This is a genomic window from Marinobacter sp. 1-3A, from assembly GCF_016597775.1.
In the GTDB taxonomy this organism is placed as follows: domain Bacteria; phylum Pseudomonadota; class Gammaproteobacteria; order Pseudomonadales; family Oleiphilaceae; genus Marinobacter; species Marinobacter xiaoshiensis.
This window is the reverse complement of sequence record NZ_VCGZ01000008.1, coordinates 154,843-180,982: the sequence shown is the minus strand read 5'-3', so window position 1 is coordinate 180,982 and position 26,140 is coordinate 154,843. Positions and strand designations below refer to the sequence as shown.

Below are 26,140 nucleotides of genomic sequence, written 5' to 3'. Positions count from 1 at the left end.
GCTGCGACAAACGTGTCCGGCACTCTAAACCTGAATTTACGAGAGCCGATGGCCGGTGCCGGCTTACTTTGCCCGACACCGCAGACTGGTTTCAATCCCTAAGGATAACGTCATGGCTGCATTCCTCCAGAAACTGTTCAAATCCCGCAAACCTGTCGTATCGGGCCGCAAAGCGCCAGATCGCCCGCACCCTCCGGCAGAGCCAGTAGAGGACAAACGCGCAGAGTTAAGGGAAGAGCAGCTACAAATGCTGCAGGGCACACCGAGCCAGGAAATTGCGGCAAACCTCGCCATTGAGGGTTCAACAGCAGACATTCGGCTTAGAGCTGCTGACTTGGTGCAGGATGGCGATCTCCTGCAGCGCGTACAAAAGCAGGCCAAAAGCCGCGACAAGGGCGTGTATCAGCTAGTACGGCAAAAGCTGCAGTCTATCAGGGAAGAACAGGCCATAAAGGATGCCATTTCGGACACTATCTCGACACTGATCCGTAATGCCCACGATCAGGCTAAAAGCGACGACACCAGCCTGTTTGAAGCCCGCCTGGAAACACTTCTCAACCAGTGGGCGAAGGTTGAGGGCAGCGCGACACCCGATCAGACAAACGATTTCCTTAAGTCCGTACACCGCTGCAGAGAGCGGCTAGCCGAGGTAAAAGCAGCGCAGGATGCAGAAAAACTCGAGATTGAGCAGCGACTTCAGCGCGACGAAACCCTCGAACTGATTGCGCAAACCCTGAATGATCTCCGGCAACAACCCACAGACAATCTCGCGTCACTTGCATCACTGGACGCACTCCAGAAAACGCAGGAAAACCGCTGGCTGGAGGCTACCCGTGAGACTCACGTAGACAAGCAGCAACAGAAATCCTATGAAATGTCGATGATGGCGCTCCGCAATTACACCAGCGCAGTCCGCCATATCACCCAGACAAAAGAATCACTGATTGCCATCTCGGAGACCAATATTCAGGAGGCAACCCCTGAAGACCAGAAGCGCGCGTCAGATATCCTTGCTGAGATTAATTGGCCTCAAGGCTTCCCTGCCCCAGACATGCTGGAACCCGCACGCAAGCTGGCCGGCAAGCCCAAGGCTCCGGCAAAGACCAGCGAGGATAACAAGCAGCAACAGGTGTCGTCGGAAAACCTGAAAGCCACGCTGGATCAACTGGAAGAAGCCCTCGAAGCCAAGCGCCTCAAGAGTTCCCGTGAACTCCTGAAAACCGCCCAACAGCAATTGAAATCCCTTGACCACCGCCATAGCAAGGGGTTTCAGCCTCGAGTACAACTGCTCACTGGCCAGCTCCGGGAGCTAACGGATTGGCAAGGATTTGCCACTGAACCCAAACAGATAGCTCTGTGTGAACAGATGGAGTATCTGGCCGAACAGTCCATGGAACCAGAAGCTAAATCCGAGCGCATAAAAGACCTTCAAAAAGAATGGCGGGAACTGGGCGGGTCATCAGATCGCATCTTGTGGGCACGTTTCAAACAGGCCTCCGACAAAGCATATGAGCCCTGCAAAGCCTACTTCAAAGCCAAGTCAGGCCTGAAACAGGCGAACCTGGATAAGCGCAAAACGATCTGCGCCGAGTTGGAGCTTTTTGTAAACGGCGCAGACTGGAACAGCATAGACTGGAAGGCCGTCGAGCATATTCTTCAAACCGCCCGCCAGGAATGGAAATCTGCCTGGCCAGTGGAATTCCGGGATAACCGGCAGGTGCAGAAGCAGTTCGATGACCTCCTGAAAAAGCTTGAAGCACCTATCGAACAAGAGCGTCAAAAGAATGAAGCCCTGAAGCTGGCGATTGTTGAACAGGCACAGGCTTTGACAGCCCACGAACCGCTGCAAGAGGCCATGAACAAGGCAAAAGCACTGCAGTCAGACTGGAAAGCGGTTGGTATTACCCGTCACCGCGAAGACCGCAAGTTGTGGCAGGCGTTCCGTAAGGCCTGCGATGAAATCTTTGCGCGCCGGGAAGCCCAGCGTACGGAACAGGAACTCGCGGCAAAAGAGGCCGATTCAGCAGCGGAAGCCTTGCTGCATCAGGTTGCGAGTGTCGGCTCTGATCAGGATGAGCAGTCGCTGGAAAAAGCCATTGCGGATCTTCGCAGCATTGATGCCGCTCAGACGTCAGCAGCAGTGAGGGAACAGATTCAGCAAGAAAAGCAACGATTGACCCAAGCGGTTGCAGCACAGAAGCTCAAAGCAGGCATCGCAGAATGGCAGGCTCTCGTGTTAGCACGCGCAGACGGCGATCTGGACACGGGTGCTTTGCCAGATCGGTGGGCAGCACTTGCGGGGACTGCGGGCGAATTGGAAGACCAGGAAATCGTTATTCGCGCAGAGATTCTTGCCGGCATACCCTCTCCGGATGCAGAACAGACAAAACGTATGGAAATTCAGGTCCAACGGCTGGCCGAAGGCATGGGCTCCATGGAAAAAGCGGACAATGCCTTGCAAAGCATAGAGGGCCTTGTCGCAGGCTGGTGCCTCAAGGCCCCTGACGAAGGAGCCGATCCGTCGCTGGCAAACCGCTTGAATAGGGCACTGGATAGCCTGATTGCAAGTTAAGCCTCGAGAGCTTCACTCTCGCTGATGCTCCCTTACAAACTCCCTGGCATTCTTGACGGCTGCCAGGGAGTTGTCTTTCATACCTCTGAGTTCTTCGTCCGCCAAATAGAACATCATATCGATGGTGTGCCGGTAGTATCGGGAAGGCAGCCGGTTTAAGGCCACACACATAACATCAGTCAAAAAATCTGCAGTGTCCCCCGGCTCCCTCGTCGCCTCAATTGCATCCATCACCAAGCGTTCGTAAAAATTGTCGATAGCATTACTGAAAGACATGGCGTTGCACCCCTTAAGCCCATTTTGAGCATCCGCAAAACCTCTGACCCAACCCTAAACATAGAAGTCGCAGCCTCGCCTGTCACTACCTCTGAGCAATTTTGCCAACGCGATTGGCAGGTGGCGTCATTACCCACATAGCTATCAAAGGGATATGGTGACGTTTCTCGAAAGTAAATCCCCAAGCAATAAACACCAGAGGACAAGCAATGACCACCGAGGCGTATATCTTCGATGCGGTCCGCACTCCCAGAGGGCGTGGCAAGAAAGACGGATCACTGCACAGTGTAAAACCCATTACGTTATTGACCACTGTGCTCAATGCGCTGCAAGAGAGAAATAATCTCGATACCTCTCAGGTAGACGATATTGTTCTCGGTTGCGTTACCGCCGTTGGCGACCAAGGTGCTGATATCGCCAAAACAGCAGCACTCGCGGCTGACTGGGACGAGAAAGTCGCTGGTGTTACCCTCAACCGATTCTGCGCATCCGGCCTCGAAGCCGTTAACCTGGCGGCCATGAAAGTCCGCTCCGGCTGGGAAGACCTGGTTGTTGCCGGTGGTGTTGAATCTATGTCCCGCATTCCAATGGGGTCTGATGGCGGCGCCTGGGCTATGGACCCGCACACCAACATGCACACAGGCTTCATGCCTCAGGGGATTGGCGCCGACCTTATTGCCACCCTGGAAGGCTTTAGCCGTGAAGACGTCGACGCCTTCGCAGTCAAATCCCAGCAAAAAGCGGCGAATGCCTGGAAGAACGGCTACTTTGCCAAGTCTATCGTTCCTGTTACCGACCAAAATGGCGTCGTAATTCTTGATCGCGATGAGCACGTTCGCGGTGACACCACCCTTGAGTCTCTTTCTGGCCTCAGACCCTCTTTCCAGATGATGGGAGAAATGGGCTTTAACAGTGTGGCTCGTGAAAAATATCACTATGTAGAGACAATTAATCACGTGCACCATGCCGGTAACTCTTCTGGCATGGTAGATGGTGCAACTGGACTGCTGATCGGTAGTGAAGCCAAGGGTAAAGCCTTGGGCCTGAAACCCCGAGCCCGCATCGTTGCCACCGCTGTCACCAGCACTGATCCCACCATCATGCTGACCGGTCCTGCCCCGGCATCGCTAAAAGCGTTAGAGAAGGCAGGCATGACTGTTGACCAGATCGACCTGTTTGAAGTTAACGAAGCCTTTGCCTCCGTGGTAATGCGCTTCCAGAAGGAACTTTCGGTTCCGGATGAAAAAGTGAACGTTAACGGCGGTGCAATCGCCATGGGCCACCCTCTCGGCGCCACGGGCGCAATGATTGTGGGCACTCTGCTGGACGAACTGGAGCGCCGTGATTTGCGCTTTGGTCTGGCGACGCTATGCGTCGGCGGCGGCATGGGCATAGCCACCATCATTGAGCGGGTCTGAACCCCACACTTTTTCTAATAGGAGAACCGATTATGAGTGCCATCCGTTATGAACTGGGTTCAGATCAGATTCTGACCCTTACCATTGATATGCCGGGCCAGTCCGCAAACACCATGAATGCGGCATTCCGGGAAGCCCTTGATGAGACTGTTGCCAAAGTTCAAGGCGATCTGGAAAACATTCGAGGCATCATTGTTACTTCTGCCAAGAAAACCTTTTTTGCCGGCGGCGACCTGAACGAAATTCACAAAGTCACCCGTGACGATGCCCAGTACTTTGAAGACATGGTCAACGGCATGAAGGCCCAGATGCGCGCGCTGGAGACTTGTGGCAAGCCCGTTGTAGCAGCCATCAACGGTACTGCGCTGGGGGGCGGCTTCGAAATTGCCCTGGCATGCCACCACCGAGTTGTGCTGAACAACAACAGCATTCAGCTGGGTCTTCCAGAAGTCTCACTGGGCCTGCTGCCAGGCGGTGGTGGCACTCAGCGCTTGCCCCGTATGATTGGCCTTGAAGCGGCATTCCCGCTGCTGATGGAAGGCAAAAAACTGCGCCCATCTGCCGCCTTGAAAGCAGGCATTATTGACGAGCTAGCCGACTCCCCTGAAGACATGATGGCCAAGGCTCGTGCGTTTATCGATGCCAACCCCAAGTGCCAGCAGCCCTGGGATCAGAAAGGCTACAAAATGCCAGGTGGCGCACCTCACCACCCTGCAATGGCACAGAAGCTGCCAATTGTACCGGCCATGCTGAAGCAGAAGACCAAAGGCTGCTACCCCGCGCCCGAGTGCATCCTGGCAGCAGCCGTTGAAGGTGCCCAGGTAGACTTCGATAGCGGCAGCCTGATTGAAACCCGCTATTTTGCCGAACTGGTGATTGGCCAGGTTGCCAAGAACATGACGGGCACCTTCTGGTTCCAGCTGAATGATATTAATTCAGGCGGAAGCCGTCCTGAAGGGGTAGAGAAAGAAACCTTTAAAAAGGTGGGTGTACTGGGCGCAGGAATGATGGGCGCTGGTATCGCTTACTCCACCGCTATCCGCGGTATAGAGGTGGTGCTAAAAGACGTCACTGTCGAAGGCGCTGAAAAAGGCAAAAGCTACTCCGAAAACCTGCTGGCAAAACAAGTTAGCCGTGGCCGCATGGCCGAAGAGAAGAAAGCAGAAATCCTGGGCCGAATCAAGGCTACAGACTCTGCTAGCGACCTCGAAGGTTGCGATCTTGTGATTGAGGCTGTGTTTGAGGACAGCGATCTGAAAGCCAAGGTTACCGCCGAGGCTGAACCGAAGCTGGTCAGCAACGGCATTTTCGCATCCAACACCTCCACTATTCCCATTACCCAACTGGCCGAAGCTTCCGCCAAGCCAGAGAACTTTATCGGGCTGCACTTTTTCTCGCCTGTAGACAAAATGCCGCTGGTGGAAATCATTGTTGGCGAAAAGACGTCAGACGAGACGCTAGCAAGAGCGTTCGACTATGTTCAGCAAATCGGCAAAACACCGGTGGTTGTGAACGACAGCCGCGGCTTTTTCACATCCCGAGTTTTCGGCACCTTTGTTAACGAAGGAATCTGTATGCTTGGCGAGGGTATTCACCCCTCAAGCATCGAGAATGCCGGCTTGCTTGCAGGCATGCCTGTCGGCCCGCTGACCATTTCCGATGAAGTCAGCATGACTCTGATGCACCTCGTTCGCAGCCAAAGTAAAAAGGATACGGAAGCTGCCGGCGGTACATGGAAGCCCCACCCTGCAGAAGCGATCATTGACCAGATGGTTAACGACCATGGCCGCCCAGGCAAGGCTGCCGGTGCCGGTTTCTACGAGTACCCCGCCAAAGGCAAAAAGTACCTGTGGCCAGAGCTTGAAACTCTCTATGTGGACAAAGAAAAAGCTCGCAAGGTGGAGCTGCAGGAACTGAAAGACCGGATTCTGTTCATTCAGGCCATTGAAACAGTTCGCTGCCTGGAAGAAGGCGTGCTGCGCACCGTGGAAGATGCCAACATTGGCAGTATCTTCGGTATCGGCTATGCACCCTGGACAGGCGGCTCCATACAGTTCATTAACCAGTATGGTGTGAGAGCTTTCGCAGAAAGAGCCAAAGAGCTGGCTGCAGCTTACGGTGAGCGATTTGCACCACCCGCGCTGCTGCTTGAGCACGCGGAGCAGGAAAAGCCCTTCGTTTGAAGGTGCCGCGCGGCGGAGGACACTGTCCTCCGCCGCACGCTCTACCTGTAAATACCCATACAAATCCCTCAGCGTGCCCATGTTCACGTGGCACCATGTTCCACTGACCATCACCCCCAGCTCGCAAATATCCTCCTCTACTCTTTTGATTCCCGGTGCTTTTATGGCTAAAAAAGGCCGAGTCATGGACAGATTGTCACGAACCGATACGTCATACCTATAGCAACGGGTGTAGCCCTTGCCTACAATAAATCAATCAGCCCACGGGTTAACCGGTTCCAGATCTGTCTGGCAGGTACCCAGCATCGTCAGGTATCTATCTATGACCACCGCGGAAAAAACATCTGTTCGTCGCGCACCGTTCAAAGCCGGCCGGATGGGTGTATGCAAAGCGCTTACCGTCGCCCTGCTGCTCTCAGCACCTTTCAGTGCTCAGGCGAAAGCGGTCGAACCGGAGGTCTATACCCCGGTTGCACCAACGATTGACCAAGCGCGCGCCAACATTCTTATTGCCAGGCAACTGCAGTTCACCCATTTCCGCGACCTGGGCATCAGCGACAAGCTTTCTGGCGATGTGTTCGACGCTTATCTGAACTATCTCGACGGCCAACGAGTCTATTTGACCGGCGGCGACATTGAGACGATGAGCAAAGTCAGAAACCGACTGGGATCTGCCCTCAAAACCGGCCAACTGCAGCCTGGTTTTGATATCTACAACCTGGTTCAACAGCGGATTATCGAGCGCCTGCAATTCGCGCTGGAAACCCTTGACGATGGCATCGAAAAGCTGGACTTCACCACCAATGAGACCATCCTGCTTGATCGTTCAGAAGCCGAGTGGGAGCCAGACCGGCAGGCACTGGATGCCCTATGGGTCAAGCGCATCAAAAACGCCGTATTGGCCCAACGGCTTAACGGTGCCGACGACGATGATATAATCGATACGCTCCAGCGCCGCTACGAAGGCCAGTTGAAGCGCGCCTATCAGGCCCGTAGCGAGGATGCTTTCCAGGCCTACATGAATGCTTTTGCCGGAATGTGGGACCCGCACACTTCCTATTTTTCACCGCGCACTTCTGAAAACTTCAACATTAATATGAGCCTTTCCCTTGAAGGTATCGGTGCGGTTCTGCAGGCGGACAACGAGTACACCAAAGTAGTCAGGCTGGTTCCCGGCGGTCCTGCATCCAAGCAAGGACAGCTCAAGCCCGCCGACAGAATTGTTTCCGTTGCCCAAGAAAATGAAAAACCGGTTAACGTGATCGGATGGCGACTGGATGAAGTGGTCGACCTCATTCGGGGCCCACGCAATTCAGTGGTAACACTGGAAGTCGTTCCTGCCAGCTCAAGTGATGAAACCCTGACCAAATCCATCTCTATCAACCGCGATGAAGTGAAGCTGGAAGAGCAAAGCGCCAGTAAAGACACCATCGAACTTGATCGCAATGGCCAGAAATACACTGTCGGGGTGATTACCATTCCCACATTCTATGCTGATTTCCGCGCCATGCAGGCCGGCGACCCCAACTACAAGAGCACGACCCGTGACGTGCGGAAGCTTATTGCAGAACTCCAGCAAGAAGGAGTCGATGGCCTGGTAATGGATTTGCGCAATAATGGCGGCGGTGCCTTGCACGAGGCGAATGATCTGGTTGGTCTGTTCATCGACACTGGCCCAACCGTGCAGATTCGCAACTCGAGCAACGAAGTTCAGGTTCTCAATGACGACGATGCCTCCGTTGCCTACGATGGGCCTCTGGTCGTGCTAACCAACCGTATGAGCGCCTCAGCTTCCGAGATTTTTGCGGGTGCGATTCAGGATTATGGCCGCGGCCTGGTAGTTGGCTCACAAACCTTTGGCAAGGGCACGGTGCAGGCCGTTCGCCCTCTTAACCATGGGCAGCTGAAAATTACCCAATCAAAATTCTATCGGGTATCTGGCGGGTCCACCCAGCACAAAGGCGTGATTCCGGATATAGAGATTCCTTCCCGTATCGATAAAACCCGTATTGGTGAAGACGCGCTGGATCATGCCCTGCCCTGGGATCAGATCGACGCAGTCCCCCATACCCGCTACTTCGATTTCAGCGGCATTATTGAAGAGCTCCGCAAGCGCCATGACGATCGTTTTGCCAAGAGCCCGGATTTCAGGCTCCTGCAGCAGGAAATCGACTTCCTGAATGAACAGCGCCAGAGGGAAACCGTGAGTCTTAATCTGGATGAGCGCACCGTTCAGCAAGAGCAAATAGAGCGAACCCGGCTGACCATTGCCAATGCTCGCCGGGAACTGCGTGGCGACGAGCCTTTTGAGTCTCTGGAAGAGCTTGAAGACTGGCAAGATCAGCAAGCTGCAGATCTCGGGTCTACCGATGAAGAGCTCGACTTCGTGATTCGCGAAGGCGGTGACATCATGGCGGATATGCTGGAGCTGGATAAGCGCATGGCCTCCATTCTTACCCCACAGCAGTTTGCTGCTCAGGCGGAAGCACTGTAATGGGCCAGAAAGCTGACAAACCGGTAGCCAACGACCAGGAGCGTCAGCACAAAGCGCGAGCCATGCAGGATATGCTGCTGGATGCGCTGCACGCCATGCGCTCCCAGGAAGAAGTGGATGTGCTGCGCAAACCGGCAGCGCCTGCTTCGGAAAAAGCGCCTGAAGGCATTATTGACCGCCTTGCCAGCCTCACCGGATCGGCCTTCCGCTTCGGCGCTCGCGCTACGGACACGTCTTTGCGGGTAGGTCGAGCACTGATCAATTCCCAGGACCAACTCCGGGCCATGCTGGTAGCCGGGCAGTCTCTCAAGGATATTCGTGAAGTAGCCGGGCTGACACTCTCGGAAATGAGTGAAGCCCTCGACCTCCGTGACAAGTCCGTTCTTGAAGCCATAGAGAACGGCACGGCAACCCTCTCCTTTGAGCTTATTCTACGTTTGACCGCCCTTATCGCGCGGAATGATCCCATCCCGTTTATTATGCGAACCACCCGGAACTACAACCCGGAAGTTTGGCAAATCCTGAATGACTGGGGTGTGGCAAGAGTCCCCTTGCAGTTTGAGCGGGAACGGGAGTTCATCAATATCTTCCGCCGGCATGACTCGGCACGAACGCTCTCGGATGAAGGCTTTCGTAAGGTTCTGGATTTCACACGGCAGAGTTTTGAGATGTCACTGCACTTTGCAGAAGATCAGGAAAAGCAGGTGGCGGAGCTGCGGGAGAGCCTTGCAAAGCAAAGCAGCGAACTGCCAGACAGCAGCAAAGCCGCCACCGGAAAAAAACCCTCAGCCAAATAGCCCGTGCATTCCTGAAGTACCCGGATTCTGAACCACGCCTTTTTCCGTTACGATCAGATCAATCAGGTTTGCAGGCGTTACATCGAACACCGGGTTGAACACAGGCACGCCTTCCGGTGCCAGTGCAATGCCTCTTATCTCTCGAACCTCTTTGCCGTCCCGCTCTTCAATCGGGATTTCTGCACCTGATTTCAACGCCATATCCACGGTGCTGGAGGGTGCCACAACCATAAATCCGACCTTGTGATGCCGTGCCAATACCGCAAGGCTGTAGGTGCCAATTTTGTTGGCCACATCGCCATTAGCGGTAATCCTGTCGGCACCCACGATGATCCACCGTACCTCACCCGTTGCAAGAATCGCTGCCGCTGCGCCATCCGCATTCAGAGTTACCGGGATACCATCCCGCACTAATTCCCACGCGGTAAGGCGGCTACCCTGCAGCCAAGGCCGGGTTTCATCCGCGTACACTTGTTTTAGCAGCTGTTTCTCATGCAGCCGGCGGATAACGCCCAATGCGGTGCCGTAGCCTCCAGTTGCAAGCGCGCCTGTGTTGCAGTGGGTAAGAACCGAGACAGGTGAAGAGTTGCCAGAAGAAAGCCCCATTGCTTCGAGGGCGTGATCTGCCATGGCGAGGTTTGCTGCAAGATCTTCTTCATGAATGGCAACGGCTTCACCCTCCAGCCGCTGCCGTGCTTCATCGAGAGCTACACAACCCTCAAGCACCCGTTCCATTCGCTGCAAGGCCCAGAACAGATTCACAGCCGTTGGCCTTGAAGCCGCTAACTCCCGGATAGCCATTTTGACCTCAGCTTGCCAGTCATCGCCTTCAGCCTTCCGGGCAGCCAGTGCTACCCCATATGCGGCACTGATACCGATCGCCGGGGCTCCGCGCACCACCATGTCGTGAATGCTTTGCGCGACACCGGCTGCGGTCTCCAGGGTTATCCAGTGTTCCTGAGCTGGTAACAGCCGCTGATCCAGTAATTCCAGTCTGGCCCCCTGCCACCGAAGGGCAACCGTGCCTGCCGATCGCGGATCAGAACAAGGGGTATGTAAAGAAGGGGATTCTTTGGGATTATTCATCGTCTGGCTCCGCTTTCACAACGCTGAAAACGGGCAGTATAACGGTTATACTTCCGGGCTACATTTTATCGTTCGGCGCACTTGTGCACTTCTACGGGCACAATCCCATTCGTCGCCGGCACTGCAAGGTAGGGTTAATGACGGCAGATACTATCACCGCAGCCGATATTCGCATCAATGCTCGCTGGCTAATTCCAATTGAACCCTGCGGAGTGGTGCTTGAGCATCAGGCCGTTATTATTCAGGGCTGCCGGATTGCGGCTGTGTTGCCCACGGCACAGGCAGATCGCGAGTTCCATACGCGAGAGACCATCAACCTTCCCAACCATGTGGTTATGCCCGGGCTAATCAATATGCATGGCCATGCGGCTATGTCGCTGTTTCGGGGCATGGCGGATGATCTCCCCTTGATGACCTGGCTTAACGACCATATCTGGCCTGCAGAAGGCCGTTTTGTGAGCGAACAGTTCATTGCCGACGGTACACAGCTGGCCATGGCGGAAATGCTGCGAACCGGCACAACAACATTTTCAGATATGTATTTTTTCCCGGAGATTGTGGCCCAGATGGCTCATGATACCGGCATGCGCGCACAAATCTGTTTCCCTCTTCTGGACTTCCCCACCGTATGGGGCGCGGGGCCAGATGACTACCTGAGCAAAGGCGAAGCGCTGATCAATGCGTGGAAAGGCGACACCTACATCATGCCCGCCATTGGCCCTCATGCGCCCTATACTGTATCTGACGAGCCACTGAGCCGCGCTGTCGCCCTCTCGGAAAAAACCGGCGCTCGCATTCAGCTTCACCTGCATGAAACCGAATTCGAAGTAACAGAGGCTGAGGAAAAGCATGGGCAACGCCCAATCAAGCGGCTTGCGAAACTTGGCGTTCTGGGCGTTAAAACCCAGTGTGTTCACATGACCCAGGTCAGCGACTCAGACATTGCTTTGCTTGCGGATTCCGGCACGCATGTTATCCACTGCCCCGAATCCAACCTCAAACTCGCCAGCGGGCTTTGCCCGGTTCACAATCTCATGGAACGCGGCATTAATCTCGCCATAGGCACAGACGGTGCAGCCAGCAATAATGATCTGGATCTGTTCGGTGAAGCCCGAACAGCCGCTATGATAGCCAAGGTCGTTGCCAATGATGCCGCAGCACTTTCGGCTCATCAGGCACTGCAAATGGCCACGCTCAATGGCGCAAAAGCACTCGGACGGGAGCACGAACTGGGTTCGTTGGTGGCGGGCAAGCTGGCAGACATTATTGCCATCGACCTGAGCGATCCTTTTATTCAGCCGGTTTACGACCCTGCGTCTCATCTTGTGTACAGCAACCACGGCCGCGCGGTAACCCATAGCTGGATTAACGGCGTACCTCAGGTACAGGATGGCAAACTGACGCGTATTGACGTGCCGGACCTCATGCTCCGCGTAGAAGAATGGGCTGAGAAGATCCGCGAGCAACAGGCTGTCTAACCATATTTCGATAGATTGATCAGGTAGAGCACACAATGACAAACCAGAACGTTGACCGTAACGAGATTGCCAAGTTTGAAGCCTTGGCTAGCCGCTGGTGGGACCCCACCAGTGAGTTCAAGCCTCTCCACGACATTAACCCGTTGCGCCTCAACTACATCGATGAACGCGTCTCCCTCGCGGGTAAGCGGGTGGCAGACATTGGCTGTGGCGGCGGATTGCTATCTGAAGGCATGGCTCTGCGCGGCGCCCATGTAACCGGCATAGACATGGGCGAAGCACCCTTGGCTGTAGCGCGATTGCACGGCCTGGAAAGCGGAATCAAGGTGGACTACAAGCAAATCACCGTGGAAGAACTGGCCCGCGATCCGGAACACGCAGGCCAGTACGATGCCGTTACCTGCTTGGAAATGCTGGAGCATGTGCCTGACCCGGCCTCTGTTATCAAAGCCTGCTCTGCACTGCTAAAGCCCGGTGGGCACCTGTTTGTATCAACCATCAACCGGAATCCCAAATCCTTCCTGTTTGCCATTGTGGGTGCCGAGTACGTGCTGAACATGCTGCCCAAGGGCACGCACGAGTGGAAGAAGTTCATCCGGCCCTCAGAAATGTCAGACCACCTGCGCCATGCCGGCCTGGATGTGCGCGAGCTTACCGGCATGACCTACAACCCAATTACCCGCTCCTACAAGCTGGGCCGGGATGTGGACGTAAACTACCTGATGCACGCCAGGGATACCCGTGAAGACTGAGCAACTATCAACCGTTCTGTTTGATCTGGACGGCACTCTGATCGACACAGCGCCGGATTTCATTCGTTGCCTGAACGAACTGCGCCAAATGGAGGGGCTCCCGGCGCTTCCAGCAGAGCACATACGCCGATCCGTTTCCAACGGAGCCCGGGCCATGGTGCGTGTAGGCTTTGGGCTGGAGCCTGAACATCCGGGTTACCTTGCCAAACACACCGCCTTTCTGGATCTTTACGAAGCGGGCGTTGCCGTTGAAACCCGCCTTTTTGAAGGCATGGATTCTTTGCTTGAGTCGTTGGAGCAGCGAGGAATTCCCTGGGGAATCGTAACCAACAAACCGGTACGTTTCGCCGCCCCCCTGATTCAGGCCCTTGGTCTGGCCAAGCGCTGCGCGTCGCTGGTATGCCCGGATCATGTCACCGATCGCAAGCCTCATCCGGAATCCCTGTTTCTTGCGTGCCAGCAAATTGGTGCAGAACCTGAGCAGGCAGTTTATGTGGGCGATCACGAACGAGACATAGTGGCCGGTCGCAATGCCCGCATGAAAACCATCGCCGTGCGATATGGGTATATCGAAGAGCCGGAAACCGTTGACCTGTGGCAAGCCGACATGATCGCTGACACCGTGAACGATCTCGCAAAGCTGTTACAATAGCGCGCTGCTAGAACGAGCATTTTTAAACTCTGATGAACTCCCAGTCTGCTACGGAGACAGGTTATGCAAGATTACCAGGCACCCGCTGATCTTCTGAAAGACCGCATTATTCTGGTGACCGGTGCGGGCAGCGGAATCGGCCGTACCGCCGCAAAAACCTATGCAGCTCATGGCGCCACTGTCATCCTTGTTGGCCGAACTCTGAGCAAGCTGGAATCGGTCTACGACGAAATCGAGGCGGCCGGCCACCCTAAGCCGGCTATCGTGCCCATGAACTTCGAGGGCGCCGCTGTAAAAGATTACGAAGAACTGGCGATGACTCTGGAAGACAACTTCGGCAAGCTCGATGGCCTTCTCCACAACGCCGGAATCCTGGGTGACCGCAGCCCGGTGGAAATGTACGACTCGGAAATCTGGAACAAGGTCATGCATGTAAACGCCACGGCACCGTTTCTGATGAGCAGGGCAATGATTCCCCTGCTGCGCAAATCCGATGCTGCCTCGGTTATCTTCACGTCCTCTGGTGTTGGCCGTCAGGCGCGAGCCTACTGGGGTGCCTATGCGGTCTCCAAATTTGCAGTCGAAGGTCTGAGCCAGTTGCTAGCCGACGAGTTGGGCGACAAACATAACAATGTACGTGTTAATAGCCTGAACCCCGGTGCAACAAGAACGAATATGCGAGCCCATGCCTACCCGGCAGAAAATCCGCAGCAGAACCCGGCACCGGAAGAACTGATGCCTGTTTATCTGTATCTGATGGGCAGTGACAGCGCGGGCATTAATGGCCAGAAACTGGACGCCCAGCCCAAATAATGGAACTGTTTTTTTATACTACGTCCCAATGTCATCTGTGTGATCTGGCCGAAGCCCTGCTGATCAGCACTCCCATGCCCGTACCGATACCGGTGGATGTGGTGGATATTGCGCAATCAGAAGAGTTGGTAGAGCGTTACGGTACACGAATCCCCGTGCTCCGGCGCAAGGATACCGGACGCGAACTCAACTGGCCATTTACCCGGGAACAGTTACTCACGTTTCTGCAATGAGGAATTATCTGACATGTTGATGGTTATCTCACCTGCTAAAACCCTCGACTACGAGAGCCCGCTGGCTACGGAAACCTATACCCAGCCCGATTTCCTGGACGATGCCTGCGAGCTGATTGATCAGCTCAAAGAGCTGGAGCCCCACCAGATCAGCAATCTGATGAGCGTCAGCGACAAGCTGGGCCAATTGAATGCCGAGCGCTTTCAGAGTTGGCAAGTTCCCTTCTCTCCAAAGAACGCGCGCCAGGCTGTTCTGGCTTTCAAAGGTGACGTGTATACCGGGCTGGACGCACAAAGCTTCAGTGAGCAGGATTTCAACTTTGCTCAAAAGCATCTGCGCATGTTGTCCGGTCTCTACGGCATTCTTAAACCTCTTGACCTCATGCAGCCCTATCGGCTGGAAATGGGCACAAAGTTTGAGAACAAACGGGGCAAGGATCTGTACGCATTCTGGGGGGACAGCCTTACCCGGGAAATGAATCGCCTGCTGAAGAGCGACGACGAAGTATTGGTGAACCTGGCATCCAACGAATATTTCAAGAGTCTGAAGAAGAAAGACCTTGAAGGCCGGCTAATCACCCCCCAATTCAAGGATTGGAAGAACGGTCAGTACAAGATGATCAGTTTCTACGCCAAGAAAGCCCGCGGCCTGATGTGCCGTTACGCCATCCTGAATCGTATTACCGATGCAAACGACCTCAAGGGATTCGACCTTGATGGTTATTATTTCAGCGAAGACCAATCCGACAAAAATAACTGGGTTTTCCTGCGAGATGAACACTAATCCAGATTAAGCTCGGAGCAAATCATGAACGAAGCAGTTTTTTCCCAGATCGCCATGGTGGTGTTTCTGACAGGCCTTATTGGCTGGATGGGTTTCATTGTGTGGGACCTGGCAAAAAAATCACAGGCCGGAAAGTTTGGTACTATCGCCCTTTTTACAGTATTGGGTGCTGGTGTTTTCGGCTTTATCGTCAAAACCGTGCTCGTAGAAGTTATCCAAATATGAAAGACAAGGATCAAGCCTGATGTGGTTTCGCAATGCCCGCGTTTTCCGTTTTACCAAGCCATTTGATATTTCTGCTGAAGAGTTGGAAGAAAAGCTCAGCGGCGATGCATTCAAACCCTGTGGTCCACAAGAAACCGCTCGCCAGGGCTGGGTTCCACCACTGGGCAAACACGGTGAACTACTTGTTCACAGTGCTAATGGCTATCACCTGATTGCTCTGCGCAAGGAAGAGAAAATCCTGCCTGGGCCGGTAATAAAGGATGCGGTGGAAGAAAAAGCCGAAGCCATCGAGATCGAGCAAGGCCGCAAGGTTCGACGCAAAGAGAAAGAAGAGATCAAAGAGCAGGTTATGCTGGAAATGCTACCCCATGCATTTTCCAAGAACCGACGCAGCTTTGCGTATCTGGCACCGAAAGACGGCTTTATGGTTGTTGATGCAGGCTCCTCAAAACAGGCAGAAGACCTGGCCTCATCACTGCGCAAAAGCCTGGGCTCTCTGCCTGTACGCCCGCCCGCTCTGGAGCAAGCTCCAATATTTACATTTACTGGCTGGTTGAACGAGTCCATCGACTTGCCTGCCAGTGTGGTTTTAGGCGATGAGTGCGAACTGAAGGATCCTTCCGAAGATGGCGGAGTGGTTCGCTGCAAAGGACTGGATTTGAAAGCGGACGAAATCCGTAACCACCTGAATGCCGGCATGGAAGTGACCAAGTTGGCACTTACCTGGGACGACAACGTATCCTTTGTTCTCGATGAGGAAATGGGCATTCGCCGGCTGAAGTTTGGGGAAACACTTCAGGATCAACTCGATGATGTAGATGTGGATGACGCTGTCGCCAAGTTTGATGCTGCGTTCAGCCTCATGACTCTGGAACTGTCCAAACTGATTCCAGGCTTACTGGAAGCTTTGGGCGGGGAAGATCGTTCCGCCCTCATAGAAGAGTAAGCCTCCAGGCCTCAACCCCACTGAAGCTCTCAGTGAATAGCTTCAGTGGGTATACTTGCCTAACCGCTCTTTTTGCCAATCGTTTTCCGGCTCGTTCAGCACCAGCCGCAAATCCATCACCTCTTCCTCAACGTTATACTTGATCTCAAAGCCCAGGTGCTCAGCCAATTGCAGCATCGGCCTATTGTCAGCCAGAACGTCACCTACCATTTCCACCGTGCCACGGGCACGGCAGTAATCGATCATTTTCTGCATCAGCGCCACGCCAAGGCCTTCACCCTTCATTTTGTCATGAACCATCACAGCAAATTCACACCGCAGGTTATCTGCGTCCGTCCAGGTTCTTACGGTGCCCAGGGTTTCTTCGCCTTCACCGTCTTCTTTCGGGGCATTTGCGATGAAAACCATTTCACGGTCATAGTCGATCTGGACCATCTGGGCGACGTCTTCCCGCGAAAAATGCTTACGGTACTGAAAGAATCGATAGCGAATGGACTCCGGTGACTGTAATTCATGAAATACGCGATGCGACGGCTCGTCTTCGGCAAGAGCTGGGCGAATGATCACCCGACGACCAGACTTGGGCAATACCAGCCACTCCTCCAGTTCTCTTGGGTAGGGCTGAATTATCGGCTGTCCAGGCACTTCAGACAGATTGATCGCCACATTAACCGCGACAGCACCTTGGTCGTTGAACAGGAGCGGCGAAATCTCCAGCCCGCGAATCTCGGGTATATCGATCACAATCTGGGAAAGGGTAACCAGTGTTTCAGACACCGCCCGTATATCCGTTTCGGGCTTCAGGCTATGCTCCCTTAGAAGCTTGTACATATAAGTACGGCGCAACAACTCCCGGGCAAGAACCATATTGAGCGGCGGCAACGCAATCTGCCGGTCTGTCATTACGTTGACATGGGCACCAGATGCTCCGCAGACTACCAGAGGCCCAAATTGGGCATCTCTGGTTATACCCACGCTGAACTCAATACCGCCAACATGTTGGTAGGAGTGCTGCATGGCAAAGCCGAGAAAACCGCTCTCGGGGAAGTATTCCTGGTACTGCTCCATCAGAAAACTGCAGGCATCAATGATTGCAGCCTCACTGCTAAGCTTCTGCACCGTCGCCTTATGGCGGCGTTGCGCCACGGTCAGTTTTGCAAATGGGTGACAAGCCTGCTCGTGCACTATCGTAACGTCTACCGGGCGGCGCTCAATGGAGAAGGCTTCAAGCACCTCCTCTACATCGTCACAGTAAACCGTCTCAATGGTGTTGATACCGTAATCACGAACCACTTCCCGAGCTTCTTTGCTGGAAAGGTGCAAACGGCCAGAACGCAATGCATTCATGACTACTCGGCGAGTTTTCGTATGGTCCGAGAAATGGTCAGTGAAAGATTCGGGAGTTTCCTTCAGCAAACGCTGGAGCCTCTGGTGCCGCACATGCTGCATGAACGCTACAACGGCTTTTTCCGGATTGAAGAAGGATGGCAATCCCGCACGATAGAACTCATCACGCGCCTCCATGACCGTGCTCTGCCCAAGCCAGCAGGTAAAGATATTCAATCGCGTGCCCTTTGCAGCCTGCACTACCGCATCGGCAATTTGCAGGCTGTCTTCTGTCAAGCTGGGTGCGTACAACACAAGCACGTTGGCTACTTCGGGATCCTTGGCCAGAATTTTTATCGCCTTGCCATAAAGCTCCGGAGATGCGTCGTAGTTAAGGTCGATAGGGTTTTTGCGTGTCCAGTAAGCAGGCAGAAGCTCGGCCAGAGCGCCAATGCTGGCTTCTGACAAACTGGCAAGCTCCCCGCCTAAATCCGCAAGGCGATCTACAGCCAATACACCTGGCCCTACGCCATTGGCCATGATGGCGAGAGTCTCTCTGCGCAGTGGGCGCATCCGCGTGAGCGTTTCCAGAGCATCAAACATTTGCCCAAGACCGTCTACCCGAAGAACACCCGCACGCTGGAGCATGGCGTCGTATATAGGGTCACTGCGTCGGATGCCCGCAGGCAGTTCATGGGTCATCCATTCTGACTCTGGTACTCGCCCGGATTTAACAGCGATGACAGGCTTGGTTCTGGAGGCGACGCGCACGGCAGACATGAAGCGCCGGGCATTGGGAATATGCTCAATGTGCAAGAGAATGGCTTGCGTCTGGGTATCCTGGGCAAGATAATCTATGAGATCGTCGTGATCGATATCCATACCGTCGCCAAGGGTAAGGAAATAGGAAAAACCAACCCCCCGGGCAAAGGCCCAGTCGATCACCGAACTGGCAATGGTGCCAGACTGGCCAACAAAGGCCACACGTCCGGGCAACGTGCCCATGTGCGCATAGGTAGCATTGAGGTTTCTCGCCGGTACCATCAGACCTATCGTGTTAGGTCCCAGCACCCTGATTCCGGTTTCCCTTGCTGCATCACGCACCGAGTACATCAGCGGCTGGCCGGTTTTGCTATGAGTACGGGACATGCCTCCGGTCATCACAATTGCGGTACGCACCCCTGCCTCGCCCAATCGCCTTATGGTTTTTGCAACGGTTTCTGGCGGCGTACACACAATGGCGAGATCTGGCGAGAACTCCATTTTCGATACTTTTCTGACACAGGGCACACCATGGACGTTGTCGTAGTCCTTCTGGTTGACCACTAAAAGCTTGCCCGGGTAGCCGCTGCTCATCAGATTTCGCAACACCATACCACCAAGATTGCCAGCACGTTCCGACGCCCCGATCACAGCGATCGAAGCAGGATTAAATAAACTCTCCAGGTACCGGGTGCTCACGCTATCTCTCCTTGATATGTTGTTAACACTATATTATGCATTGATGAAGCCTTATGAAACGCCTATTGCCCTTATGCGGCTAAAGAAACTCGGCGCTATCGGTTTATCCCTGATAAGATCAAAGAAAATACAAGTATAGCTGGGACGTTTCGAGAATTATGACAACCGCATTTTTTTCTCATGATGATTGCATGAAACACGACATGGGGCCGGAGCATCCCGAAAGCCCAGCTCGCCTCGCAGCCATCATTAGCTATATCGCCGACACTGGCATCGCAGAAAAGCTCGATTGGGTGCGCCCTGAAGAAATTACCCGCGACCAGCTTCTGAGCGTACACCCCGAAAGCTATTTGCAGCAGCTAGACATGATGCAGCCAATGCGGGGTCGGGTCTTCACTGATCCGGATACTGCCATGATGCCTGATACTCTCCGCGCAGCAAGGCTTGCTGCGGGTGCAAATATCCAGGCGGTAGACATGGTTATGAGTAGCCAGGTAACCAACGCATTTATCTGCGCACGGCCCCCCGGCCACCATGCTGAGCGCACCAAGTCCATGGGCTTCTGTTTTTACAACAACGTCGCCCTGGCAGCCATGCGCACGCTCAATTTTCATCATCTTGATCGAGTTGCCATTATTGATTTTGATGTGCATCAAGGTAACGGAACGGTGGACATCGTGAGTGGAGATGAACGCATACTGATGTGCTCCAGTTTCCAGCATCCGCTTTACCCCCACTCCCACGTACATCGCCAAGCTGACAATATCGTGAACATTCCCATAGAGGCAGGTTGCTCTTCCGAAGAATACCGAAAGCGGGTAGAAGCTGGCTGGTTAAAGCGCCTGAACGCCTTCAAGCCTCAGGTAATTTTGATCTCTGCAGGGTTTGATGCCCATCGACTTGATCCGATGGCCGAACTGAATCTGGAAACCGAGGACTATCGCTGGTTGACCGAAACGCTGGCAAGCGTCGCGAACGAGCACAGCAACGATCGTATTATTTCAACGCTGGAAGGCGGCTATCACCTGAAAGCTCTCGCAGAAAGCGTAAACGCCCATTTGGACGTATTGAGTTCGGTTTAGCATTTCTTAACCTGCGCTGGCGCCACCATAGCCGTTAGCTTGCTGCAAGCCAGGGCGTTCGCCCTCTCGCTGCAAGCGTATGGTTGTGCGGCGGTTTTCGCCATAGTTTCTGGATACCGGGTACTGGTCTCCATGAGCCCGTACGGTAATCATGTCGGGGTCTATCCCACGACCTTTGAGGTAGTCTGCCACTACATTAGCGCGCTCTTCAGACAACGCACGATTGTCGATCCGGCTTCCAACACGGTCAGTATGCCCATCGACAAAAACCCGCTCTACCGTAGAATCCGCCATTAAATAGGCAACGATATTGTCCAACAAATCCATATCGGCTTCAGACAGCTTTGCGCTACCGCTGGAAAATGCCACCCGCGAACGACCGATCTGATCGATGTTAACCGGAAGCAAGTTCGCAGCGCATGACCGATAGCGCTGGTATTGCCCGCTGAAGTTGATATTCGATACCTGCACCCGAACCGGGCTGCCGTCGTACCAGGAATCCCTGGTAACTGTGGGCCGCATGCCATCCAGCAGACTTTGGGCAAGAATCACCGCATGCCGGGTTTCAAGTGATACCTGCCGGAGCCCTTCAGACACATCTACCGTGCCTACCGGGCGTGGAGCAACACCCGGTCGCCAAGGTGGGGCCTCAACAAAAAGAGAGCCTCGCCCGGGGCGCATGAGGTGAGATTCGGACTCCAGAAAAAATGACAGTTCTTCCCCGGCACGGTGCCGAAAAACAGCCCGGCCATAGCCGGGAACATCATGCACCAGCGAACACTCGAAAACGGACTCGGCAAGATACCACTGGCTGTTCGATATTCCGGCACCATAGCTTGCAGCCTGGCTTGTCACGGGCAAAAGAATGCCGAGCGCCAGCGTTGCCAATACATTCTGCGATCTTTTTGTGAATGCGAGTGCCATAACAGCCATACCGTTGTTTCACGGATGTTTGGTGGTTTCCTGTTTAACGGCATCAGCGCCATGTTCTTTAATCGATGAGAGGAAAAACAATCACTGACACCTTCTGCTATAATCTGCCAACTTTTTAAGGCACTGCGGAAACCAGACCATGACCGAACAGCTAACTCTTGTGCGCCCCGACGACTGGCACCTCCACGTTCGCGACGGCGATGCTCTGAAGAGCGTTGTACCTGCCACCGCTGCCTGTTTCGGGCGAGCGATCATCATGCCGAATCTTGCTCCGCCGGTAACCAATGCCGCTGAAGCCTCGGCATACCGGGATCGCATTCTGGCAGCAGCCGAAGGGACTGACTTCCGACCACTGATGACGCTTTACCTGACCGAATCCACAAGCCGTCAGGATATTCTGGAAGCAAGCGCCGAGGGTGTTGTTGCAGCCAAGCTCTACCCAGCCGGCGCAACCACTAACTCTGCATCTGGTGTAACGGACATTCGCAATATCTACCCGGTACTGGAAACCATGGAAGAATGCGGCATGCTGTTGCTTGTTCATGGTGAAGTTACTGATGAAGACATCGATATTTTTGACCGGGAAAAGGTGTTTCTCGACCGGGTACTCGCCCCGACGCTAAAAGCCTTCCCTAAGCTCAAGGTAGTGCTTGAGCATATAACCACCGCTGACTCAGCAGAGTTCGTACGGCATTATCAGGGCAATAATCTGGCCGCCACGATTACACCCCAGCATCTGATGTACAACCGGAACCATATGCTCGTGGGCGGCATACGCCCTCATCTTTACTGCCTCCCGATTCTAAAGCGCAATCGCCACCAAAAAGCCCTGAGAGACGCAGTCGCCAGCGGAGACAAGCGATTCTTTCTCGGCACAGATTCTGCCCCCCATGCAAAAGACAAAAAGGAAGCCGCCTGTGGCTGCGCAGGATGCTATTCGGCTTTTGGTGCTATCGGGTTATACGCAGATATTTTTGAAGAGCTTGGCATTCTTGATCAACTGGAAGCCTTTGCCAGTTTTAATGGTGCAGATTTCTATGGTCTTCCACGAAATACAGATACCATTACGCTGGTGAGGGAACCTTGGACGATGCCCGATGAATTGCCCTTGGCGGACGGCACCATTGTTCCGCTGAAAGCCGGTGAAACCATTAACTGGCGCCAGGTATAGATCTACCCCCCCAATTCCCTGATAAACGGCCAAGACCGGAGTTTTAGTGACTGACGAAAACAGACAATTGCACCCAATGTCCCGCAGATTCCGTGGTTTTTTACCCGTCGTTGTCGATGTGGAAACCGGCGGATTCAACCCGGACCGTGATGCTCTGCTGGAAATAGCTGCAGTGATGCTGACGATGGACGAGGACGGCCGCTTGCACCGTGCTGAAACCCACCTACAACAGATTGATCCGTTTGAGGGTGCCAATCTGGAACAATCGGCATTGGACTTCACAGGAATCGACCCCTGGAATCCGGACCGGGAGGCTGTGCCCGAGCGTGAAGGGTTGAGCGAGATTTTTCGGCCCATACGCAAGGCGGTCAAGGCGCATGATTGCAAGCGTGCGGTATTGGTAGGCCACAATGCGACCTTCGATCACAATTTCGTATTTGCAGCGGCTCAGCGGGCAGAAATAAACCGGAATCCTTTCCACCCCTTCTCCACGTTTGACACAGCAACCCTTGCCGGCCTGGCCTATGGCCACACGGTGCTTGCACAAGCCTGCAAACTGGCTGGTATTCCATTCAGCAACAAGGAAGCCCATTCCGCAGCTTACGATGCAGAAAAGACGGCCGATTTATTCTGTGGCATTGTGAACCGCTGGCTGGATCTGGGCGGATTTCCGCCACCTTTCATGTTAGATGAAAGCGAATAGCAAACAGAGCCCGCAAAAAAAACCCGCTTATGCGGGTTTTTTGATTCTGCGTTACAAACAAGCTTTGCTTACCAGTGGATGCCTCGCATCACCGCTGCAAATGCCACCTGCTCTGTGGACACCTTGGGCTTTTCAGTAGCTTTTCCACCTACGGCCTGAGTTGAGTCCGGGAACATACGGTACCCCGTATTCATCACGATCTCGCCCACCTTCGGAGCCAGTGCGTGCAAAACCTGGGCAGTGATACCAAGGCGCGTAGCAACTCGCTTGGGGCGCTCAATGATTGAGTTGGTTACCAGATCGGCAGCCTCTTCCGGCGAGAGGGTCGGCACGGAATCGTAGATCTTGGTAGGTGCAATCATGGGTGTTTTCACCAACGGCATATTGATGGTGGTGAAGGTTACGTTACGATCCGACCATTCAGACGCCGCACACCGGCTGAAGGCATCCAATGCAGACTTGGAGGCCACATAGGCAGAGAAGCGTGGTGCGTTAGTAAGCACGCCAATGGATGAGATATTCACCACATGCCCACGACGACGCTCAAGCATGGATGGTGCAAACCCCATGATGAGGCGCACAGAGCCAAAGTAGTTCAACTGCATCGTGCGCTCAAAGTCGTGGAAGCGATCAAACGACAGGGACAATGACCGACGAATCGAGCGCCCTGCGTTGTTGACCAGCACATCAACGTGGCCGTGGTTATCCAGAACGGTTTTCACGAACCGGTCGCAATCTTCCATATCGGAGAAATCGCACTGGTAGGCGTGCACATTGCCACCCTTGGCTTCCAGAGCAGCACTCACCTCATCCAGAGTTTCTTTTGTGCGAGCGCCAATAACCAGAATAGCACCGGCTTCTGCCAGCTTTTCTGCAGTGGCCAAACCAATGCCAGAGGTGGCACCGGTTATCACGCACACTTTGCCACTAACCGTACCCTTCAAGGTGCGATCTTTGAACAGATCGGGATCCAGGTTGCGCTCCCAGAAATCCCAGAGCACGGGCGCATAATCCTCAAGGCGCGGCACATCGATACCGGTTCCTTTGAGTGCTCTCTCGGTTTCCCGAGCATCAAAGCGCGTGGGGTAATTAATGAAAGACATTACAGAGCGTGGGATACCCAGATCATCCAGCACTGCGCTGGTGATCTGCTTAACCGGCGGCAGGTTCTTCAGGCTCTGGCGAATAAATGGCGGGATAAACCCGAACATGCGTGAATCAATACGCATACCCATCTTGGGTGCGTGACCAGCCTCACAGAAAATATTAAGGATTTCGCCAACCTTATAAGGGTCGGTATCCACCAGGTGGAAGCATTTCCCGTCTTCGCCTTCCAGGTGTGCAATGTGATCCATCGCATTTACAACGTAGTCCACGGGAACAACGTTCAACCTGCCACCTTCAACACCAATGGTCGGTACCCACTGTGGCAGAGTGCGGCGAATTTTCTGAATCAGTTTGAAAAAGTAATATGGACCATCAATCTTGTCCATTTCACCTGTTTTCGAATGGCCAACAACCATGCCTGGACGATAGATGCGGAACGGCACCTTGCACTCTTCGCGCACAACCTTTTCGGATTCGTGCTTGGTCATCAAGTATGGGTGATCCAGCTTTTCAGCTTCTTCGAACATATCCTCGCGAAAAATGCCCTTGAACAGCCCCGCTGCTGCAATGGACGAAACATGGTGAAAATGCTTTGCCTTCATGGCTTCGGCAGCATTCACAGCTGCTCGTGTGCCTTCAATATTCGTGGCCTGTTGGGCTTCTTCATCGGCACCCATATCGTAAACGGCCGCGAGGTGGAAAAAATGATCAACCTTTCCTGCCAGTGCTTTAAGGGTTTTGGCATCAATGCCCAGATTCTTGCTGGTGAGGTCGCCAATAACAGCTTTTACACGGGACTCATCGACACCCCAAGCTTCCCTCAGAGCATCAAGTTTGCCCTGGGACTGCTCTCGCACCAGCAGGTGCACAGTGCCGCCGCGTGCCAATAATTTTTCCACAAGAAAACGGCCAATAAACCCGGTACCACCGGTCAGGAAATAATTCATTGATAATCCACCCTGCTTGTTGCTCTGTTGTTGTCTATCCATGCCAACCGTCTTAGACCAAAGTCTTAGAACGACCTTTGACGGTCGGCATTGTACTTAATTGCAACCTTCATGTATCGGACTATTTTAGAGCTTTTACTCTGTAACTCATTGCTTTAAATAGAGCCATTACTCTAAAACCAATTTCAGACGAGTGTTCATTTTCCCGACACATTGAAATTCAGACTAGCACAGTAATCGTCGCGCGCCCTCCCTGCTGATGAATTACCGCAAAGCAATGAAACAGCCCGCCAGCAATGCGATAATCCGGAACTTATTGCCTCTTCAGGCGTCAGTCCTTTTCACAGACCAAGCGATATCCGGAAACCAGAGCATGCAGAACGACAACCCGAATACAGAACGCTACATCGCCATTGCCCGCGCCTGCCTGAAAGCCATTAATGATACGGCGAAAAATGCCGGCGACAGGGAGCAGAAAATTCAAGCGGTATACCAAGCCATCGATACCGCATTTCAGGCAGAATTTGCAGACTACCGCAAGTCTGTCGCCATTATGGCATCGGTTCTGGAGCGTATTGCGTCTGGCGAACTCGACCACGGTAAAGCGGCAGATCTCGCCCGCAAGACCCTCGACCAACAACCGGATAGCACTCGCAAAACAATGATGCACTGAGCACCATTTACCAGCTTGCGATCGTATC

22 protein-coding genes are annotated in these 26,140 nt (G+C 53.8%); 17 read left to right on the top strand and 5 right to left on the bottom strand.

Going from position 1 to position 26,140, the window contains the following annotated elements; translation table 11 throughout:
• Nucleotides 1–112 precede the first annotated feature (112 nt).
• Nucleotides 113–2,572 (top strand): DUF349 domain-containing protein, encoded by a 2,460-nt coding sequence (locus FE848_RS13745; RefSeq protein WP_200204054.1) that lies wholly within the window; start codon nucleotides 113–115, stop codon nucleotides 2,570–2,572.
• Nucleotides 2,573–2,584: 12 nt separating this feature from the next.
• Here FE848_RS13745 and FE848_RS13740 read toward each other — a convergent pair whose 3' ends face one another.
• On the bottom strand, nucleotides 2,585–2,848 hold the full coding sequence (locus FE848_RS13740) for a late competence development ComFB family protein (RefSeq protein WP_200204052.1): 264 nt from the start codon (nucleotides 2,846–2,848) through the stop codon (nucleotides 2,585–2,587).
• A gap of 209 nt (nucleotides 2,849–3,057) precedes the next feature.
• On the opposite strand from FE848_RS13740, the gene FE848_RS13735 reads away from it, so the two are divergent.
• From FE848_RS13735 to FE848_RS13720, 4 genes are all read left to right on the top strand, one after another.
• The gene (locus FE848_RS13735) at nucleotides 3,058–4,266 is read left to right on the top strand and encodes an acetyl-CoA C-acetyltransferase (RefSeq protein WP_200204050.1); all 1,209 of its coding nucleotides are present in this window, start codon (nucleotides 3,058–3,060) and stop codon (nucleotides 4,264–4,266) included.
• A gap of 32 nt (nucleotides 4,267–4,298) precedes the next feature.
• Nucleotides 4,299–6,449, top strand: a complete 2,151-nt coding sequence (locus FE848_RS13730) for a 3-hydroxyacyl-CoA dehydrogenase NAD-binding domain-containing protein (protein ID WP_200204047.1) — start codon at nucleotides 4,299–4,301, stop codon at nucleotides 6,447–6,449.
• Nucleotides 6,450–6,771: 322 nt separating this feature from the next.
• On the top strand, nucleotides 6,772–8,943 hold the full coding sequence (locus FE848_RS13725; protein WP_200204045.1) for a carboxy terminal-processing peptidase: 2,172 nt from the start codon (nucleotides 6,772–6,774) through the stop codon (nucleotides 8,941–8,943).
• Nucleotides 8,943–9,740 carry a helix-turn-helix domain-containing protein gene (locus FE848_RS13720; RefSeq protein WP_227715035.1) on the top strand — a complete coding sequence of 266 codons (798 nt, stop codon included), beginning with the start codon at nucleotides 8,943–8,945 and terminating at the stop codon, nucleotides 9,738–9,740. Before FE848_RS13725 ends, FE848_RS13720 begins: the two co-directional genes overlap by 1 nt.
• On the opposite strand, the gene mtnA is transcribed toward FE848_RS13720, so the two are convergent.
• Nucleotides 9,729–10,826, bottom strand: coding sequence for an S-methyl-5-thioribose-1-phosphate isomerase (gene mtnA / locus FE848_RS13715; protein ID WP_200204042.1), 1,098 nt, complete (start codon nucleotides 10,824–10,826; stop codon nucleotides 9,729–9,731). The genes FE848_RS13720 and mtnA overlap by 12 nt on opposite strands.
• Nucleotides 10,827–10,963: 137 nt before the next feature.
• Between mtnA and FE848_RS13710 the strand changes: the two genes are divergently transcribed.
• The 8 genes from FE848_RS13710 (at nucleotide 10,964) to rdgC (ending at nucleotide 16,709) form a co-directional block, all read left to right on the top strand.
• Complete coding sequence (locus FE848_RS13710; protein ID WP_200204040.1) at nucleotides 10,964–12,304, top strand: TRZ/ATZ family hydrolase; 1,341 nt, start codon at nucleotides 10,964–10,966, stop codon at nucleotides 12,302–12,304.
• Nucleotides 12,305–12,339: 35 nt separating this feature from the next.
• Nucleotides 12,340–13,056 (top strand): bifunctional 2-polyprenyl-6-hydroxyphenol methylase/3-demethylubiquinol 3-O-methyltransferase UbiG, encoded by a 717-nt coding sequence (gene ubiG, locus FE848_RS13705; protein WP_200204038.1) that lies wholly within the window; start codon nucleotides 12,340–12,342, stop codon nucleotides 13,054–13,056.
• Nucleotides 13,046–13,708: an HAD family hydrolase gene (locus FE848_RS13700; protein WP_200204036.1), complete on the top strand. Its 663-nt coding sequence runs from the start codon at nucleotides 13,046–13,048 to the stop codon at nucleotides 13,706–13,708. The genes ubiG and FE848_RS13700 overlap by 11 nt, the downstream gene beginning before the upstream one ends.
• Before the next feature lie 63 nt (nucleotides 13,709–13,771).
• Nucleotides 13,772–14,521 (top strand): YciK family oxidoreductase, encoded by a 750-nt coding sequence (locus FE848_RS13695; RefSeq protein ID WP_200204034.1) that lies wholly within the window; start codon nucleotides 13,772–13,774, stop codon nucleotides 14,519–14,521.
• Nucleotides 14,521–14,754 carry a glutaredoxin family protein gene (locus tag FE848_RS13690; protein WP_200204032.1) on the top strand — a complete coding sequence of 78 codons (234 nt, stop codon included), beginning with the start codon at nucleotides 14,521–14,523 and terminating at the stop codon, nucleotides 14,752–14,754. Before FE848_RS13695 ends, FE848_RS13690 begins: the two co-directional genes overlap by 1 nt.
• A gap of 13 nt (nucleotides 14,755–14,767) precedes the next feature.
• Nucleotides 14,768–15,538, top strand: coding sequence for a peroxide stress protein YaaA (gene yaaA, locus FE848_RS13685; RefSeq protein ID WP_200204030.1), 771 nt, complete (start codon nucleotides 14,768–14,770; stop codon nucleotides 15,536–15,538).
• Between the two features lie 24 nt (nucleotides 15,539–15,562).
• Nucleotides 15,563–15,763 (top strand): DUF2788 domain-containing protein, encoded by a 201-nt coding sequence (locus tag FE848_RS13680; RefSeq protein ID WP_200204027.1) that lies wholly within the window; start codon nucleotides 15,563–15,565, stop codon nucleotides 15,761–15,763.
• A gap of 19 nt (nucleotides 15,764–15,782) precedes the next feature.
• Nucleotides 15,783–16,709: a recombination-associated protein RdgC gene (gene rdgC, locus FE848_RS13675; RefSeq protein WP_200204025.1), complete on the top strand. Its 927-nt coding sequence runs from the start codon at nucleotides 15,783–15,785 to the stop codon at nucleotides 16,707–16,709.
• A 42-nt stretch (nucleotides 16,710–16,751) separates the two neighbouring features.
• Here the strand turns inward: rdgC and FE848_RS13670 are convergent, their stop codons facing one another.
• A complete protein-coding gene (locus tag FE848_RS13670; protein WP_200204023.1) occupies nucleotides 16,752–19,496 on the bottom strand; it encodes a GNAT family N-acetyltransferase in 2,745 nt (914 codons plus the stop codon).
• Between the two features lie 158 nt (nucleotides 19,497–19,654).
• Between FE848_RS13670 and FE848_RS13665 the strand changes: the two genes are divergently transcribed.
• A complete protein-coding gene (locus FE848_RS13665) occupies nucleotides 19,655–20,578 on the top strand; it encodes a histone deacetylase family protein (protein WP_200204020.1) in 924 nt (307 codons plus the stop codon).
• Between the two features lie 6 nt (nucleotides 20,579–20,584).
• Here FE848_RS13665 and FE848_RS13660 read toward each other — a convergent pair whose 3' ends face one another.
• Nucleotides 20,585–21,502 carry a flagellar protein MotY gene (locus FE848_RS13660; protein WP_200204017.1) on the bottom strand — a complete coding sequence of 306 codons (918 nt, stop codon included), beginning with the start codon at nucleotides 21,500–21,502 and terminating at the stop codon, nucleotides 20,585–20,587.
• 148 nt (nucleotides 21,503–21,650) lie between these two features.
• Here FE848_RS13660 and pyrC point away from each other — a divergent pair, with 148 nt between their 5' ends.
• On the top strand, nucleotides 21,651–22,682 hold the full coding sequence (pyrC, locus tag FE848_RS13655) for a dihydroorotase (protein WP_200204015.1): 1,032 nt from the start codon (nucleotides 21,651–21,653) through the stop codon (nucleotides 22,680–22,682).
• A gap of 46 nt (nucleotides 22,683–22,728) precedes the next feature.
• A complete protein-coding gene (gene rnt, locus FE848_RS13650; protein ID WP_200204013.1) occupies nucleotides 22,729–23,385 on the top strand; it encodes a ribonuclease T in 657 nt (218 codons plus the stop codon).
• 68 nt (nucleotides 23,386–23,453) lie between these two features.
• Here the strand turns inward: rnt and FE848_RS13645 are convergent, their stop codons facing one another.
• Entirely contained in the window at nucleotides 23,454–25,439 is a 1,986-nt protein-coding gene (locus FE848_RS13645; protein ID WP_200204098.1) for an SDR family oxidoreductase, read from the bottom strand.
• Between the two features lie 373 nt (nucleotides 25,440–25,812).
• Here FE848_RS13645 and FE848_RS13640 point away from each other — a divergent pair, with 373 nt between their 5' ends.
• The gene (locus FE848_RS13640; protein WP_200204011.1) at nucleotides 25,813–26,112 is read left to right on the top strand and encodes a hypothetical protein; all 300 of its coding nucleotides are present in this window, start codon (nucleotides 25,813–25,815) and stop codon (nucleotides 26,110–26,112) included.
• Nucleotides 26,113–26,140: the final 28 nt, after the last annotated feature.

Bases quoted from the DNA above. Each gene is read 5' to 3' on its own strand.
- rdgC (WP_200204025.1), top strand. From the start codon at position 15,783: ATGTGGTTTCGCAATGCCCGCGTTTTCCGTTTTACCAAGCCATTTGAT.
- mtnA (WP_200204042.1), bottom strand. From the start codon at position 10,826: ATGAATAATCCCAAAGAATCCCCTTCTTTACATACCCCTTGTTCTGAT.
- ubiG (WP_200204038.1), top strand. From the start codon at position 12,340: ATGACAAACCAGAACGTTGACCGTAACGAGATTGCCAAGTTTGAAGCC.
- FE848_RS13720 (WP_227715035.1), top strand. From the start codon at position 8,943: ATGGGCCAGAAAGCTGACAAACCGGTAGCCAACGACCAGGAGCGTCAG.
- FE848_RS13680 (WP_200204027.1), top strand. From the start codon at position 15,563: ATGAACGAAGCAGTTTTTTCCCAGATCGCCATGGTGGTGTTTCTGACA.
- FE848_RS13640 (WP_200204011.1), top strand. From the start codon at position 25,813: ATGCAGAACGACAACCCGAATACAGAACGCTACATCGCCATTGCCCGC.
- FE848_RS13725 (WP_200204045.1), top strand. From the start codon at position 6,772: ATGACCACCGCGGAAAAAACATCTGTTCGTCGCGCACCGTTCAAAGCC.
- FE848_RS13645 (WP_200204098.1), bottom strand. From the start codon at position 25,439: ATGAATTATTTCCTGACCGGTGGTACCGGGTTTATTGGCCGTTTTCTT.
- yaaA (WP_200204030.1), top strand. From the start codon at position 14,768: ATGTTGATGGTTATCTCACCTGCTAAAACCCTCGACTACGAGAGCCCG.
- FE848_RS13745 (WP_200204054.1), top strand. From the start codon at position 113: ATGGCTGCATTCCTCCAGAAACTGTTCAAATCCCGCAAACCTGTCGTA.
- FE848_RS13740 (WP_200204052.1), bottom strand. From the start codon at position 2,848: ATGTCTTTCAGTAATGCTATCGACAATTTTTACGAACGCTTGGTGATG.
- FE848_RS13710 (WP_200204040.1), top strand. From the start codon at position 10,964: ATGACGGCAGATACTATCACCGCAGCCGATATTCGCATCAATGCTCGC.
- FE848_RS13730 (WP_200204047.1), top strand. From the start codon at position 4,299: ATGAGTGCCATCCGTTATGAACTGGGTTCAGATCAGATTCTGACCCTT.
- pyrC (WP_200204015.1), top strand. From the start codon at position 21,651: ATGACCGAACAGCTAACTCTTGTGCGCCCCGACGACTGGCACCTCCAC.
- FE848_RS13695 (WP_200204034.1), top strand. From the start codon at position 13,772: ATGCAAGATTACCAGGCACCCGCTGATCTTCTGAAAGACCGCATTATT.
- FE848_RS13690 (WP_200204032.1), top strand. From the start codon at position 14,521: ATGGAACTGTTTTTTTATACTACGTCCCAATGTCATCTGTGTGATCTG.
- FE848_RS13660 (WP_200204017.1), bottom strand. From the start codon at position 21,502: ATGGCACTCGCATTCACAAAAAGATCGCAGAATGTATTGGCAACGCTG.
- FE848_RS13665 (WP_200204020.1), top strand. From the start codon at position 19,655: ATGACAACCGCATTTTTTTCTCATGATGATTGCATGAAACACGACATG.
- FE848_RS13735 (WP_200204050.1), top strand. From the start codon at position 3,058: ATGACCACCGAGGCGTATATCTTCGATGCGGTCCGCACTCCCAGAGGG.